15 protein-coding genes and 3 tRNA genes are annotated in these 15,268 nt (G+C 43.4%); 10 read left to right on the forward strand and 8 right to left on the reverse strand.

Annotated features, from left to right (window positions below):
• Positions 1-5: 5 nt before the first annotated feature.
• Both amiB and tsaE read right to left on the reverse strand, forming a co-directional pair.
• The gene (gene amiB / locus OO184_RS04730; protein WP_265378185.1) at positions 6-1,289 is read right to left on the reverse strand and encodes an N-acetylmuramoyl-L-alanine amidase AmiB; all 1,284 of its coding nucleotides are present in this window, start codon (positions 1,287-1,289) and stop codon (positions 6-8) included.
• 14 nt (positions 1,290-1,303) lie between these two features.
• Positions 1,304-1,768 carry a tRNA (adenosine(37)-N6)-threonylcarbamoyltransferase complex ATPase subunit type 1 TsaE gene (gene tsaE / locus OO184_RS04735; protein WP_265378186.1) on the reverse strand — a complete coding sequence of 155 codons (465 nt, stop codon included), beginning with the start codon at positions 1,766-1,768 and terminating at the stop codon, positions 1,304-1,306.
• A 171-nt stretch (positions 1,769-1,939) separates the two neighbouring features.
• Between tsaE and queG the strand changes: the two genes are divergently transcribed.
• Both queG and OO184_RS04745 read left to right on the forward strand, forming a co-directional pair.
• Positions 1,940-3,097 (forward strand): tRNA epoxyqueuosine(34) reductase QueG, encoded by a 1,158-nt coding sequence (queG, locus tag OO184_RS04740; RefSeq protein ID WP_265378225.1) that lies wholly within the window; start codon positions 1,940-1,942, stop codon positions 3,095-3,097.
• An 864-nt stretch (positions 3,098-3,961) separates the two neighbouring features.
• Complete coding sequence (locus OO184_RS04745; protein ID WP_265378187.1) at positions 3,962-4,393, forward strand: flagellar protein FlhE; 432 nt, start codon at positions 3,962-3,964, stop codon at positions 4,391-4,393.
• Between the two features lie 56 nt (positions 4,394-4,449).
• Here the strand turns inward: OO184_RS04745 and OO184_RS04750 are convergent, their stop codons facing one another.
• Positions 4,450-5,367 carry a LysR family transcriptional regulator gene (locus OO184_RS04750; RefSeq protein WP_265378188.1) on the reverse strand — a complete coding sequence of 306 codons (918 nt, stop codon included), beginning with the start codon at positions 5,365-5,367 and terminating at the stop codon, positions 4,450-4,452.
• Positions 5,368-5,423: 56 nt separating this feature from the next.
• Between OO184_RS04750 and OO184_RS04755 the strand changes: the two genes are divergently transcribed.
• The 5 genes from OO184_RS04755 (at position 5,424) to OO184_RS04775 (ending at position 7,864) form a co-directional block, all read left to right on the forward strand.
• Positions 5,424-5,891, forward strand: a complete 468-nt coding sequence (locus OO184_RS04755) for a tetratricopeptide repeat protein (protein WP_265378189.1) — start codon at positions 5,424-5,426, stop codon at positions 5,889-5,891.
• A gap of 18 nt (positions 5,892-5,909) precedes the next feature.
• The gene (locus OO184_RS04760; RefSeq protein ID WP_265378190.1) at positions 5,910-6,251 is read left to right on the forward strand and encodes a DMT family transporter; all 342 of its coding nucleotides are present in this window, start codon (positions 5,910-5,912) and stop codon (positions 6,249-6,251) included.
• On the forward strand, positions 6,242-6,931 hold the full coding sequence (locus OO184_RS04765; protein ID WP_265378191.1) for a DMT family transporter: 690 nt from the start codon (positions 6,242-6,244) through the stop codon (positions 6,929-6,931). The genes OO184_RS04760 and OO184_RS04765 overlap by 10 nt, the downstream gene beginning before the upstream one ends.
• A 64-nt stretch (positions 6,932-6,995) precedes the next feature.
• Complete coding sequence (locus tag OO184_RS04770; protein WP_265378192.1) at positions 6,996-7,538, forward strand: type II toxin-antitoxin system Phd/YefM family antitoxin; 543 nt, start codon at positions 6,996-6,998, stop codon at positions 7,536-7,538.
• Positions 7,538-7,864, forward strand: a complete 327-nt coding sequence (locus OO184_RS04775; protein ID WP_265378193.1) for a type II toxin-antitoxin system RelE/ParE family toxin — start codon at positions 7,538-7,540, stop codon at positions 7,862-7,864. The genes OO184_RS04770 and OO184_RS04775 overlap by 1 nt, the downstream gene beginning before the upstream one ends.
• 176 nt (positions 7,865-8,040) lie before the next feature.
• On the opposite strand, the gene OO184_RS04780 is transcribed toward OO184_RS04775, so the two are convergent.
• From OO184_RS04780 to orn, 4 genes are all read right to left on the reverse strand, one after another.
• Positions 8,041-8,116 (reverse strand) — tRNA-Gly (locus tag OO184_RS04780).
• Between the two features lie 63 nt (positions 8,117-8,179).
• Positions 8,180-8,255 (reverse strand) — tRNA-Gly (locus OO184_RS04785).
• A 55-nt stretch (positions 8,256-8,310) separates the two neighbouring features.
• Positions 8,311-8,386: transfer RNA gene (locus tag OO184_RS04790), tRNA-Gly, on the reverse strand.
• Positions 8,387-8,579: 193 nt separating this feature from the next.
• Positions 8,580-9,125, reverse strand: coding sequence for an oligoribonuclease (gene orn / locus OO184_RS04795; protein ID WP_265378194.1), 546 nt, complete (start codon positions 9,123-9,125; stop codon positions 8,580-8,582).
• Positions 9,126-9,219: 94 nt separating this feature from the next.
• Between orn and rsgA the strand changes: the two genes are divergently transcribed.
• From rsgA to mscM, 3 genes are all read left to right on the forward strand, one after another.
• Entirely contained in the window at positions 9,220-10,275 is a 1,056-nt protein-coding gene (gene rsgA, locus OO184_RS04800; RefSeq protein ID WP_265378195.1) for a small ribosomal subunit biogenesis GTPase RsgA, read from the forward strand.
• Positions 10,276-10,349: 74 nt separating this feature from the next.
• The gene (asd, locus tag OO184_RS04805) at positions 10,350-11,243 is read left to right on the forward strand and encodes an archaetidylserine decarboxylase (RefSeq protein ID WP_265378196.1); all 894 of its coding nucleotides are present in this window, start codon (positions 10,350-10,352) and stop codon (positions 11,241-11,243) included.
• Positions 11,244-11,269: 26 nt separating this feature from the next.
• On the forward strand, positions 11,270-14,605 hold the full coding sequence (mscM, locus tag OO184_RS04810) for a miniconductance mechanosensitive channel MscM (protein WP_265378197.1): 3,336 nt from the start codon (positions 11,270-11,272) through the stop codon (positions 14,603-14,605).
• A 79-nt stretch (positions 14,606-14,684) separates the two neighbouring features.
• On the opposite strand, the gene OO184_RS04815 is transcribed toward mscM, so the two are convergent.
• Positions 14,685-14,948, reverse strand: a complete 264-nt coding sequence (locus OO184_RS04815; RefSeq protein WP_132346133.1) for a PAAR domain-containing protein — start codon at positions 14,946-14,948, stop codon at positions 14,685-14,687.
• Positions 14,949-15,268: the final 320 nt, after the last annotated feature.

The raw sequence follows: 15,268 nt of genomic DNA on the forward strand, positions 1-15,268 counted from the left end.
AACCTTTACTTCTTGGCTGTTTTAGGTGCAGCCTGTAATGGATTCGCTAGAAAATAGTTGCGCAATCCCCGATGGATAGCACTTGCCAGCTTATCCTGAAAATCATTGGAACCAAGTAACGCTTCTTCTGCCGAGTTACTGATAAACCCCGTTTCCACTAAAATTGAAGGGATATCCGGTGAACGTAACACACCTAAGCTGGCATGTTCTGGAGAACGTTTATGTAATAAGCCGACTTTACGCAACTCACTTAAAACCTGTACTGCAACGTTATAACCCACCCGTTGAGAGTGGCCGAATTGCAGATCCAGCACCGCTTGGCTTAGATAGGGATCGGCGCCATTTGCCAATGCGTCCCCTGCACCACCCAGTAACTCAGATTGTTTCTCATGCTGTTCAAGCCAATTACCTAATTCACTGTTTGCACGCTTGTTTGACAACACCCAAACAGAAGCTCCACGCGCGCTACGATTAGGAGCAGCATCTGCATGAATAGAAACCAACATATTCGCGTTATGTTTACGCGCAACCTCAGAACGACCAGCAACAGAAATAAAATAGTCTCCGTTACGGGTCAAAACGGGTTTGAACATAGGATCATTACGTAACAATGCTTCAAGTTTACGTGCCACACTGATAGTCACATTCTTTTCTTTTAATCCACGTTGCCCAATCGCACCGGGGTCTTGACCACCATGCCCTGCATCAATAGCGACAACGACTCGCTGACCGCCCTTAGAAGTTGCTTGCAAAGCAACTTGTTTTGTCGTCTGCAATTTGTTGTTAGTAAGTAATGGCTTACTTGTGGCTACTTGTGAGCTCTCCCTAAAAACAGACTTACCAGTCGATACCCCAGAAGCCCGTAGGGTAAAAATCACCCGATATTCACTACCCGACTGCTGTACTATAGAATTGACTTTAACTTTATTATTTAGTTCAAATACAATGCGTTTTTTTTGTCGATCAGGCGCCTGGCTGGAACGGATTTTCCCCACTAAATCCTGCCCCGATAGATTCATGGGTAAGCCAATAATCTTTTCTGGCTGATGGATATCTACCACTAAACGCTCTGGCGAATGCAATGGGAAAAAACTGTAATTAGGGCGATCACCTGAAAAAACCATCGTCACTTTAGATTCATTTATGCTGTTACTGACGTGAATATTGGATAAAGTCGCCGCTGTTACAGTTGTTACCACTAAACTGCTTATCATAATACACAGCCAGCACACTACCATAAAACTGGCTTGCCATTTCTTTATCATTTTTGCGACTAAAAGACGCGTCATGGTCAGGTGATCCCTTATAAATATTTCAAATTATCTAACAGGCTCTCACCATATTTAGACAAAGCAATAAAATGTGCCTGTCGCCCTTCTGGCTGGTAACTCAAATGTAATTCAATATCTGCGCCCGGTAACACACCTTCTCCTTGCTGAGGCCACTCCACCAGACAAATGGCATCTTGATGGAAATAATCACGTATTCCCATAAATTCCAACTCTTCCGGATCTGCCAATCGATAAAGATCGAAATGGTAAACCGACCTCGGTGTTAAAGCATAAGGCTCAACCAAAGTATAAGTTGGGCTTTTTACATGCCCTTTATGACCTAAGGACTGCAAAAAACCGCGGCTAAACGTAGTTTTACCGGCCCCCAAATCACCATATAAATAAATTACACTACCACTATTACAGGCAGCAGCAACCGCGCTTCCAAGAGAAACTGTCGCATCTTCATCTTTAAGTGATAAAACAAGTTCTTTCATCGAATAATATCTGTTGTTTTATTAATTCATCAGCTAAAACGATAACCCTAACACACCTCTATTATCAACATTTAACATTTTCTGCTCAGTTTCATTATCAAACCCACTATTTTTGGCCTGAAACAAATTATGCTACACTGCAACGCCTTGCAGTATAAACCGATTGCTACCATGACAACGCCTCTCGATCTTAATCTTCTGGCCGCCAACATCAAACAATGGGGTCTCTCTCTTGGTTTCCAACAAATCGGTATTTGTGATACTGATTTATCAGTAGAAGAACCAAAACTTCAGGAATGGCTGGATAAACAGTATCACGGGGAGATGACATGGATGAAACGCCACGGCATGATGCGTGCTCGTCCGGATGAACTTTTACCAGGGACATTGCGGGTTATTAGTGTAAGAATGAATTACCTCCCTGCTAAAGCTTCTTTTGCCAGCACGCTAAACGACGCAGAACTCGGTTATATCAGCCGTTATGCTCTGGGAAGAGATTATCACAAACTATTGCGCCAACGTCTTAAGAAACTCGGGGAACAAATCCAGAACTATTGCCACGACTTCGAATATCAGGGAGCTCTTAATTTTCGACCTTTTGTTGATTCAGCACCCATAATGGAACGCCCTCTCGCCGCCAAAGCCGGATTAGGCTGGGTCGGTAAACACTCACTTATCCTTAACAGAGAAGCTGGTTCATGGTTTTTCCTCGGTGAGTTGCTGATTAATCTTCCCCTGCCGATAGATCTTCCACAAGAAGAACAATGTGGACGCTGTGTCGCCTGCATGACAACCTGCCCAACCGGTGCAATTATCGCCCCTTATACTATTGATGCCCGCCGTTGTATTTCCTACCTCACAATCGAATTAGAAGGCATTATTCCTGAGGAATTTCGTCCACTGATGGGAAATCGTATTTACGGTTGTGATGACTGCCAGACTATTTGTCCTTGGAATCGCTTTTCCCAATTGACAGATGAAGATGATTTCAGCCCTCGTGCAACATTACATACACCAAAGCTATTGGATTTATTCAATTGGAATGAAGAGAAATTCCTACGAATAACGGAAGGTTCTGCAATTCGCCGTATCGGCTATTTACGCTGGCTACGCAATATTACTGTTGCTTTAGGAAACGCCCCCTATCAGTACAATATCGTTCTGGCTCTGCAACAGAAACTCGGATTAAACACTATGCTAGATGAACATATTCATTGGGCTATTGAACAGCAAATCATTCGCCGCAAAACGAACACTATTAATGTACAAACATCACAACAGAAACGACTTATTAGAGCGATAACCAAAGGCTTGCCCAGAGATGCTTAATTATTAGCCATCTCTATAACGTATACAAAGATTCAGATAATTTTCCTGTGAATAAAATAAAAACCCCTTGTTGATCAATGCTCAGAAAAAGCGCAAGTGATCAATGTGACATTTCTTAATAAAGGGTCATTCCGAAAAACTATCAACAAGTTACAAAATAAATACTCATTTTATAACATTTAAAATCAGAAAAATTCAGACGCAACAGCCTGTGGATAAGTCTGTGTGATAATTTTAAAGCATCGTACTTATTTACTGAGAAACCAGCTTCCGAGCTGTGGATAAAAAATAGAGAACTGTACTATGGGGATATAATCCAAAAATCAAATCTAAAGTAAGCGAGCACAACTATTGAGGAAGAAACTTGGAGCGGGAGATAAATCCTTTGAATATCAGCTAATTCATTGATTCAACAGATATTTTTCCCATGCCTCATTGACGAAAGGAGTGCATTATGTACTACCTCAAAACGTTTGGCAAGCAGAAGTTGAAAAAATATTTTGCAATTAAAGAATAATACTTTCTTTACCCCCTATAAATACCACACGATGAACTAAATACAACCAGAATACAGCCTACCAATATTAAGAAAGACAAAAAATCCACAACCAAACAATACCCCTTTAGGCATAAACATCACACAATATCGGTAAAGCCAACGCACAGATTCAGACATTCAGCCAAAGCCTTCGCTTGATCCACTGTTATTCCAGTGAGATTCTTTTTACTTGATCAAGGAGGATCTAAACAACCATGAGGAATCAATAAGCAAGCAATTTTCATGTGCGCCAATCATATTGAATGTCGCACCGCTATTGCATGCAGATAACAGTAAGATAACTAACTAGCAATGAGGATCGAAGAATGAAAAGATTTACCAAAATTGCAGTAGGTTTTCTCGCGTTAACCACGGCTCAGCTCGCCTTTGCCGCTACCAGCACTTGGTCACAAACGAACCGTGCCCCAAATGTTTATGCTGCCGGCTTTACCAACTCAAATTTCTTTACTACGCCCTCTTCGGTACCGACAAGGGCAACTATCACGACAGTATCTTGGAATATCGGTTTATATAGCAATGGTGCGACAACTCAGACTTTCAACGTTTGTTACACCCCACGATATTCATCCAACCCATCGCAATGCCTGGATGTCTCCGGCGCCCTAAATAGCACTACAAATGCCTTTAGCGGCCATGATGCCAAAGGTTCCTTTAGGATTAGCGGGATTCTCAACGGAGGTACTTACCCCGTTTACCCGTCCCATTACAATATGATCAAAGTTGATTATCAGTATTAAGCAACCCGACCTGAAGCCTCATGGCTTCGGGTCATTGACAAGAAAATAGCGCTAGATCATTCACTGACAAGCTCCCTGGAAGCCTGGGAAATAGCCGAATTCACCATGCGAAATTTTTTAGTCGCCAATGCGATAAATGCTTTAGTAGCTGGTGACGATTGACGTTCATCAAACACAGCCAACCCGACATGCCGTTTCACTTTTGGATTCAGCGCTTTCTTAACATAGTGAACATCGCGAGCCATCGGCAGAGATGACTCGGCAACAATTGTCACCGCATCACCACGTTCAACCGCGGCCAAAGTACTTAACAATTGCGACGTCCGATAACGAATATTAGGTTGCAACCTCGCTGATAAGAAAAGCCGGGAAACCAGTTCAGCCGATCCAGCTTCCGTCAAGGCGAATGGTCCAACACACAAATCTTTCAACGTCACCGTATCCTGCAATATCAAAGGATGATCTACCGGCAACAAAGCCACCATTTGGTCTTCAAGAATCGGATAAGTGTCGAATTGATCTTCCGGCAGGGTCACGAATCCCACATCCACTCGTCTATCCATAAGCCACTGTACAACCTGTCTGTCCGGTCCCTCATCAATATGGACCTCAATACCGGGGTAAAGCCTGCGATAATCGGCCAGTACCGTTGGCAACAGCCACAAGGATGAAGTCGGGCCAAATGAGCCGATTCGCAGCGTACCTCGTTTCATTCCCCGTGCATCCGCTGCTTCTTGCCGCATGGTTTCAGCCAGACCAAGAATAGCTTGGGCTTTTTGCAGCAGACTTTCTCCTATATCTGTCAGTTCAACAACTCCTTGATGCCGATGCAGTAGCTCTACACCAAGCTCCTGTTCAAGGAGTCTGATGGCATGGGAAACCCCAGACTGAGAGATCTTGAGCTGGGCCGCAGCTAAGGTAAAGCCCTTTCGTTCGGCAACAACAGCAAAAATTTCGAGCTGAGTTAAAGTCATTATCTCCCCCTTGAGTAATCACTCATTTCCGCATGATCATACATCTGAATAAGTATATGCAATGCGGATATAAAACAATAGGCAAGGCATGCTCGCCAAGCGCTCAACAGGATTTAGACGCCGTAGGATTCTTGTGGCAGCTCAGGCTCAAATCTGCTGACACTAACTTCCAACCGATATGGGAACATCTTGCCCTCCTTTGGACAGGCAGCATCAGCACATCCACCTCTCACTTTCACAAAATACATGCAGCGCTTGCTTTTTCTGCAACAAATCAGTCTTTTCTTATTGAAAAGTTGATCGCAGAAAGTGATGGATTTGGCATCGAACCAGATACACATTCCACAGGGATAGACGTCCTTAAAGCGATCTTACTATTCACATCTAGACACTACGAAGAGTGTTTAAGCAAACTCCGTCTCAACTATGAGAAATGGTCATTATTGGGAGGTAGCCGCGCTCAACGTGAAATATTGGAACAAACTATGGAATACGCTGCCTTGAAAGCATCTTCCACCCTATAAATTGCGATATTAATAAACATGAAAAGCAACCACGCATCAACGCAACCGGTCAACAACTACTCAACCTATATCAAGCTGTCTCTTGTAGCTATCATCTGGGGCGGGACATTTGTTGCAGGTCGATACATTTCTGTCGAGACACCTCCCTTGTTATCAGCAAGCCTCAGATTCATCCTGGCGGGCATGACGCTAATTGTCTTCCTCGTTTTATCAGGAAAAATGTTCGTCAAGATTAATCTGTCTCAACTATTGAAAATCATCGGACTTGGCCTCTGCGGAATATACGCCTACAACCTTTTCTTCTTTTATAGCCTGCATCACACAACCGCATCCAGAGAGCTTCGCTTATCGTGGCGCTGAATCCAGCAATCATGGCGATTTTTTCATATTTCTTTTATAAAGAAAGGCAATCGCCATTGAAAATACTGGGAATCATTCTTTGTCTGTTTGGTGCAATGATTGTGATTTTCAGCAAAACACCGCAACTGACCGTGGGAGAAGAAGGTAACTGGTTGGGTGATACGCTGATTTTTGGCTGCGTTTTAAGCTGGGTTGCTTATAGCGTCTTCTGCAAGAACATTGTGAACCAAATCGGCCCGCTACATACCGTTACATACTCCATCCTGGCAGGCGCTATCATGCTGACAACAACGGCTATTTCCACCGGGCAAATGAGTTTATCTGCAATACATGCATTATCTATGACTGATCTCTACAGCTTACTTTATCTCGGCGCAATCGGTTCAGCAGTGGCCTATATCTGGTATTACGACGGAATCCAAAAAATTGGCTCCACTCGCTCTGGCGTATTCATCGCGCTTAACCCTTTGACCGCTGTATTGCTCGGCACAGTACTATTAGCAGTACTATTAGCAGTACTATTAGATGAGAGATTAACATTCCCAATGTTCATTGGAGGCGCTTTCATAATCGGAGGTATCCTGATCTGCAACAAGAGAGCAACCGGTAAAAAACTTATTCCACACGAATCTAAACCTGGGATCAACCATATGATGAAAACAAAGAGTTACAGGAGATAAACCAGAAATTTCCCCTTATCGACGCTTTGGTACAGAACAGAAGCGTCGATTTTACAGAGACCTGATGGAAAGCCTGATTTTTGGACTTAAAAACCGTGAATGTAAGAAATTTCAATGGATATTTGCATATCAAAAATGGGAGTGGAGAAATGCAACTCACAAACCATCTCTAACAAGCAAAAAAATAATAATTTTTCATTACCTCATGCCAATAGACTTGCTTGTTCTACTTTTACAAAATCGGCATTTGCTTAATTTGCTCAGTCATTTTACAATCAATTTATTGACTTTTTATAGTCTATATTTAGTCTTTTTTGATGTGAGGGATTCTATGCGTTATTCAGAACAAATTAAACCTATCAGCTACCTTAAAGCCAATGCAGCTACGGTGATGACGACACTCTCTGAGTCCCGCTCACCGATGATTATTACACAAAATGGCGAAGCAAAAGCGGTGATCCAGGATATTGCTTCTTATGAACAGATTCAGGAAACTATGGCGTTGTTAAAGATTTTAGCTTTAGGACAACAGCAGGTTAAAGCGGGCGAAATCACTCCGGTAAAGGATGTGGTTCAACGTTTAAAGAATAAAAGAAAGTTTTCCTAATGCCATATCAGGTGGTACTGACTAAAGATGCCGAGGCGGATTTAGAGGATATCTACGATTACATTGTCGAAAATGACAGTTCAGGGAAAGCCGATTATGTATTGGATCAGTTGCTGAAAACAGCAAACAACTTGGCTAACTTTCCTGAAAAAGGCAATTATCCCAAGGAGTTGCAGGAGCTAGGGCTCCGCGATTTTCGCCAAACATTTTTTAAATCTTATCGGGTCATTTATCAGCTCATTGGTCAACAGGTGGTGATTTTTGTAATTGCCGATGGTCGTGGGGATATGCAAACCCTGCTTATGCGCCGGTTGCTGAGTGGTTAGATTTTCCCTGTATGTATTACGTTATCAAACAATGGATATGAAACTCACAAGTTAAATACAAAAAATTTACCAATAACCCAGACGATGTTTACAACATCATGCAACATGTTTATCACGTGAAAATAAGACTGGCAAAGGAGAAGGATATTTAGGTTATCGACATGATAAGGAAGACTTGGAGCGGGAAACGAGACTCGAACTCGCGACCCCGACCTTGGCAAGGTCGTGCTCTACCAACTGAGCTATTCCCGCATTACTGACTGGTGATAACCTTAGGTAACATATTACCTAAGAAACCAATTGTGAATCTAAACTTGGAGCGGGAAACGAGACTCGAACTCGCGACCCCAACCTTGGCAAGGTTGTGCTCTACCAACTGAGCTATTCCCGCGTCACTAACTGGCTAGTGATAACCAAAAATAACATACTGATTCCAAACGCAAATTTGGAGCGGGAAACGAGACTCGAACTCGCGACCCCGACCTTGGCAAGGTCGTGCTCTACCAACTGAGCTATTCCCGCATATCTTTTAGTATGCCATCCATACCTTATGAAATTCTTCATCGGTATGGGGAGCGCATTATACGAAAAATCGTTGCGCCCGCAAGCCCTTCAACGCAAAAAAACAAACTTTCCGGTCAAATGACGATTTAAACGCCAGTTCAGGTTAACTAATCGTCACACCGAGCTTACGTTACCATACCAACAGAAAAACTCACAGTTGAATAAAATGTTCCCGATAATGGGCTAACTCAGCAACTGATTCACGGATATCATCCAGCGCCTGATGAGTATTCTGTTTCTTAAATCCAGCAAGGATTTCCGGCTTCCAGCGACGGGCTAATTCCTTAAGTGTGCTGACATCCAAGTAACGGTAATGAAAATAAGCCTCCAATTCTGGCATATAGCGGAACAAGAAACGCCGATCCTGACTGACACTATTACCACAAATAGGAGAAGCGCCTGCCGGAACCCACTTTTCCAAAAATTCAATCGTCGCCTTCTCTGCCTCGCGATCATCAATTTTACTTGCTTTAACACGTTCAACCAACCCACTACCCGTATGGGTGCGCACATTCCATTTATCCATCAGAGCAAGTTGTTCATCAGACTGATGAACCGCAATGACTGGCCCTTCAGCCAGGATATTCAAATTTGCATCAGTGACAATTGTCGCAATTTCAATAATGCGATCTCGCTCTGGGTCTAAACCGGTCATTTCTAGATCTATCCAGATAAGATTGTGCTCACTTTTTGACATGTTATATCCTAGATTGGGGAGAGAGTTCTTATTAATGGTGTATCATAGCGCTTTTAAGCAATAACAGCGATAAGAGTGGAACAAGTGAGGTTCGGTGTCTAAGCATAAACTATCCAAAGGCCAGCAACGGCGAGTACAGGCAAATCATCAACGTAGGTTGAAAAAACAGGATAATAAACCTGAAATGGATGATAGCCAATTAGGTGAACCTCAGGAAGGGCTTGTTATCAGCCGTTTCGGCCAACATGCTGATGTCGAGGCAGCAGACGGTTCTATACAACGCTGTAATATTCGCAGAACTATCCGTTCATTGGTAACGGGTGATCGGGTGGTATGGCGTCCTTCGTTGCAAACACAAACTGATGTTAAAGTGAATGGTATTGTTGAAGCCGTTCACGAACGTACTTCCGTACTCACGCGGCCTGACTATTATGATGGCATTAAACCTATCGCCGCCAATATCGACCAGATAGTGATTGTGTCAGCCATTCTTCCTGAACTGTCACTCAATATTATTGATCGTTACCTTGTTGCCTGTGAAACACTGGGCATTGAGCCATTAATTGTACTGAATAAAATTGATCTACTGGACGAAGAAAGCCGTGAATGGGTCAACGAAATCATGTCCACATACCACAACATTGGTTACAGAGTATTGAAGCTATCAAGTCATACTGGCGAAGGTATGGCTGAATTAATAAAGATGCTCGCAGGCAGAATCACTATTTTCGCCGGCCAATCTGGTGTGGGTAAATCAAGTTTACTCAATACACTCCTGCCAGAAGATGAAGAAGAGATTCTGGTCAATCAGGTTTCAGATGTTTCCGGTTTAGGTCAGCACACCACCACGGCATCCCGCCTTTATCATTTCCCACATGGCGGTGATGTTATTGACTCTCCCGGTGTTCGGGAGTTTGGTCTGTGGCATTTAACACCGGAGCAGATAACTCAGGGTTTTATCGAATTCCGTGATTATCTGGGGGGTTGTAAATTCCGTGATTGTAAACATCGGGACGATCCAGAGTGTGCGTTACGGAAAGCAGTGGAAAATAATGAAATAACTCAAGAACGTTTCGAGAATTATCACCGCATTCTCGACAGCATGGCTCAAATTAAACCACGCAAGAACTTTGCAGATAGCGATAGCTAACTGACATTAAATGAAAGGATGGGTACAATAACCCCCTTTTGTCTAATTTCGCCAATAGAATCCAAGAGGTTGACGTGCTGGATAACATTAAAATCAGGTTGCAATATTTACTGCCTAAACAGGGGATAACTCATTTGGCAGGCTGGTTTGCTAACAAAAAAGCTGGCTGGTTGACTCAACTGGCAATCAAGACATTTGCCCGTGTTTATAAAGTGGATATGAATGAAGCGAAATCATCTGAATTTTCAGCATATACGACATTTAACGAATTCTTCATCCGTCCACTAAAAGATGATATTCGTCCAATCGTCAGCAATGAACACCAATTAGCGCTACCTGCTGATGGTACTATCAGCCAGTTGGGCAATATCCGAACCTACCAAATCCTTCAAGCCAAAGGGCATCACTACACGCTTGAAGCCTTACTTGCCGGCAACCATCAGTTGGCAGAGATATTCCGTGATGGGCAGTTTGTAACGACTTACTTATCACCTAAAGATTATCACCGCGTACATATGCCTTGTGATGGATTACTGAAAGAGATGATCTATGTCCCAGGCGATCTGTTCTCTGTCAATCCATTGACTGCCGCCAACGTGCCAAATCTGTTTGCTCGGAACGAAAGAGTCATCTGTCTGTTTGAGACTCAATTTGGGCCAATGATACAGATTCTGGTTGGTGCAACTATCGTCGGCAGTATTGAAATGTCTTGGTGTGGTACGGTTACACCACCACGGGAAGGCATTATCAAACGTTGGACTTACCCCGAAGCCGGTGCAATTGGTGCAATTTCTTTCAAAAAAGGTGAAGAAATGGGGCGTTTCAAATTGGGTTCTACTGTTATTAACCTGTTTGCATCAAACCAGATACAGTTAGCCGAGCACTTGAGCAGTGGCTCCACAACCCGCATGGGTGAACTGTTAGCCCAGGCTATCATGCCTGACGAATCCACTGACAACATAAGCTAATCCCTTTCCAAAGAGAGCCCTTTATCGTGCGCCTGATTATCAGCTTATTGCTTAGCCTGCTCTTTATTAATCCGGTTCTTGCTGCAATTTCACTTGATGAAAATCAGCTTAAACAAGAGCTGAAACAAATTGAATCCAGCAAAAATCCGCAAGATGCAGAAGTTGCTCAGGCGCTGCAAGGGGCGCTCAATTGGATCGCCGATACAAAATCCGCCAATGACAGAACGCAGAAATACCAAACTGCCATTGATGATTTCCCTCAAATAACCAAAGAACTTCGTCAAAAATTACTTACTGAAAGTGATACTCCCCGTCCAATTCCTGCTAACCAACCCATTGCAAACATTGAGCAACAGATCATTCAGGTCAGCAGTCGGTTGTTAGAACAAGGGGGGCAATTACAGCAAGAGCAGGACAAAGGGCGGGAAATCAGCGACTCTCTCGTACTATTACCGCAACAACAATCAGAAGCGCGACGCCTGCTAACTGATGCATCCTCTCGCTTGCAATCATTAGGAACACCATCCACCCCATTAGCAGAAGCTCAATTTGCCTTAGCTCAAGCCGAAGTCAATGCGCACAAAGCAACAGTCAATGAACTTGAAATAGCTCAACTTTCCGCTAACAATCGGCAGGAAATTTCCCGCATGCGGGTTGAACTGTTCAAAAAACGATATCATCGACTTGATCTTGAGCTGCAACAACTTCGCAGCCAACTTAATGCGCAACGTCAGCAAAAAGCAGAATTAGCCCTAGAACATACCGAGATGCTGGCGGAACAGAGTGATCAGCTACCAAAATTTCTGCTTGATGAATTACAACTGAACCGGAATTTATCTCAGGAATTAAATCAGCAAGCGCAACGAATGAATATCATCGGCTCAAAGCAACGACAAGCCGCCAGTGATATCATTCAAGTCCGACAGGCATTGAATACCATTCGTGAACAGGCACAATGGCTCGGTGGCTCCACAACGCTTGGAGAAGCGCTCCAAACTCAGCTTGCCCGTTTGCCTGACATGTCTAAACCACAGCAACTTGATCGGAATATTGTCAAATTCAGGGTCGATCGCCTGAAATACGAAGACATGCTGGATCAGTTACAAAAAGACACAAAACCCGTACAAAAAAGTAACGTAGCGTTAACTGCTGAGCAAGAGCGGATTTATGATTCTCTTACCCGCACCCGCAAAGAATTACTCAATTCATTATTATCTGGTTATGACAGTGAAATCCTTGAATTAACCAAACTGAAAGTCGCTACCAGCCAGCTAAATGATGCGCTAACCGAAGTTAAAGAGGCTACACACCGTTATCTATTTTGGGTTGCGGATGTCAATCCTGTTTCGCTCGATTACCCAATCAGTGTTGTGCAGGATCTAACCCGTCTGTTATCGCTGGATACTTTTTCTCAGCTAAGCGGCGCCCTGATAGTCATGCTAACCACTCAAGATACGCTGCTGTACTTATTTGGCACGCTATTCCTGGTTATATTCAGCATCGGCTCTCTGCGCCATTATTACGCATTCCTTGAACGCGCGAGTAATCGTATCGGCAAAGTCACCCATGATCACTTTTCCCTCACTTTACGTACCGTATTCTGGTCGGTTGTGGTCGCATTACCTTTGCCGATGCTTTGGTCCGCAATTGGCTATGGGCTGCAAAGCGCCTGGCAATATCCTATGGCGACGGCTATTGGTTATGGCGTCAGTGCTACGACGCCCGTTCTATGGATCTTCATGCTGAGCGCCACTTTCGCCCATCCAAATGGATTATTCATTGCCCATTTTCGCTGGCCGGAAGAACGAGTTAAACGAGCTTTACGATTTTACCAACTATCTATCTTTGCCATTGTGCCATTGGTAATGGCATTGATAACGTTTGAACATTACAGCGATCGAGAATTTGCTTCCACACTTGGCAGGCTTTGCTTCCTAATCCTGTGTATCTCCTTAAGCCTGATCACTAACAGCCTGAAACGGGCAAGAGTCCCGCTCTATCTAGATAAAAATGGTTCCGGAGAAAATGTTATCAATACCGCTCTCTGGTGGATTTTACTCTCTGCGCCGATAGTCGCAGCGCTAGCTTGCATACTGGGGTATTTCAGCACATCACAAGCACTGCTTGGGCGTCTGGAGACTTCCGTTGCTATCTGGTTCTTCCTGCTGGTTATTTACCATATTATCCGTCGTTGGATGTTGATTCAGAGACGCCGGATCGCCTTTGACCGGGCCAAACAACGGCGAGCAGAAATTCTGGCTCAACGCGCCAAAAGCGAGGACGATTCAACCGGTTCAAGCAGTATCGAAGGTTCCATTGAAGTTGAGGAGCCTATTATTGATCTGGATGCAATCAGTGCTCAATCACTAGGATTAGTCCGTTCAATTCTAACCTTGCTTGCCTTAGTTTCACTCATTTGGCTCTGGTCAGAACTTCATTCCGCTTTCTCATTTCTAGAAAATATCCGACTGTGGGACGTCACCACCACAATAAATAATGTAGAAACTGTTCAACCTATCACCGTAGGTTCTGTCTTGATTGCTATCTTGGTGATTATTATCACCACTCAACTGGTGCGTAACCTACCCGCATTGCTTGAATTGGCCTTACTACAGCATTTGGAACTTACACCTGGTACCGGCTTCGCCATCACCACACTCACCAAATACACCATTACTTTGATTGGTGGTTTAGTCGGTTTCTCGCTGATTGGTATTGAATGGTCAAAATTGCAATGGCTTGTTGCCGCGTTAGGGGTTGGACTAGGTTTTGGCTTACAGGAGATCTTCGCCAACATCGTTTCTGGCTTGATGATCTTGTTCGAAAAACCGATCCGTATCGGCGATACCGTGACTATCCGCAACCTGACCGGTAGCATCACCAAGATCAATACACGAGCAACAACCCTTTCAGACTGGGACAGAAAAGAGATCATTGTTCCTAACAAAGCCTTTATTACTGAGCAGTTTATTAACTGGTCATTATCTGACACTATCACTCGTGTTGTACTGACAATTCCTGCGCCGGCAGAAGCTAGTTGTGAAGAAGTCACCCAAATCCTATTAACCGCCGCTAAACGCAGCGCTCTGATCCTTGATAACCCGGCGCCGGAAGCTTATCTGGTTGATCTTCAACATGGCATTCAAATATTTGAATTACGTATTTATGCTGCTGAAATGGGGCATCGCATGCCTGTTCGTCATGAAGTCCATCAGCTTATTTTGCAAGGATTCCGCGAACACGGCATTACTCTGCCATTCCCACCATTTCAAGCAAGTATTGATGTTATTGGTCGGAATATTCGCAGCGCGACGACCAATATGTCAGGCCGTAATCCACCACGTCAACCGGGTAGTTTGTAAAAAGATAATGAAGCACTGAACATCCGTACTTGAATCAACTAGCCCTATTTCAGGCAGAAAATGGCCTTTTATCACCATCTTATGCTTGAAATAGGCTTTGCGAAGCAATCAATGTCGCGCCACAAGAGGTTTTCATTCCCTCCAGTGCGTACATTTGTCCATTGGAGCTGATTATTTTAGAAGTCCCTTCCACAATAGTTTGATTGCCACCACATTTTGGACAGGATACAGCATCTCCAACCCGAGCCGCTTTCTTCCCTAACACATCAAGGCCTTGATCACCTGCTAACACCTTGCCGCCATGCGAAGTCGAATCACCAACTAAAATAATAGGACGTGACATATTTCCCTCCATCAACTAATGACTTAAATATTAATTTCAGCTTCCAACATATGGCTATCATGACGCCATAATTTGATTAAAGAAAACTTATCTAAATAAAACTCATTGAAATAAATTACATAATTATGTTAATCGAACACCTAAAAAATTTACATCATTAACTGTTTGAAACAAAAAATTACACATAATTAAATTATCAACCTTGATATCCATCAGCTCAAAATATAAATTTACATTAATATTTGATCGGAAAAAAGACAAAGGTAGATATGAAAAATTTTGAGGACTTCTATAGGGAAGCGCTTTCACAAATTAAAGCA

The organism is Photorhabdus aballayi, assembly GCF_026153155.1.
Lineage (GTDB): Bacteria > Pseudomonadota > Gammaproteobacteria > Enterobacterales > Enterobacteriaceae > Photorhabdus > Photorhabdus luminescens.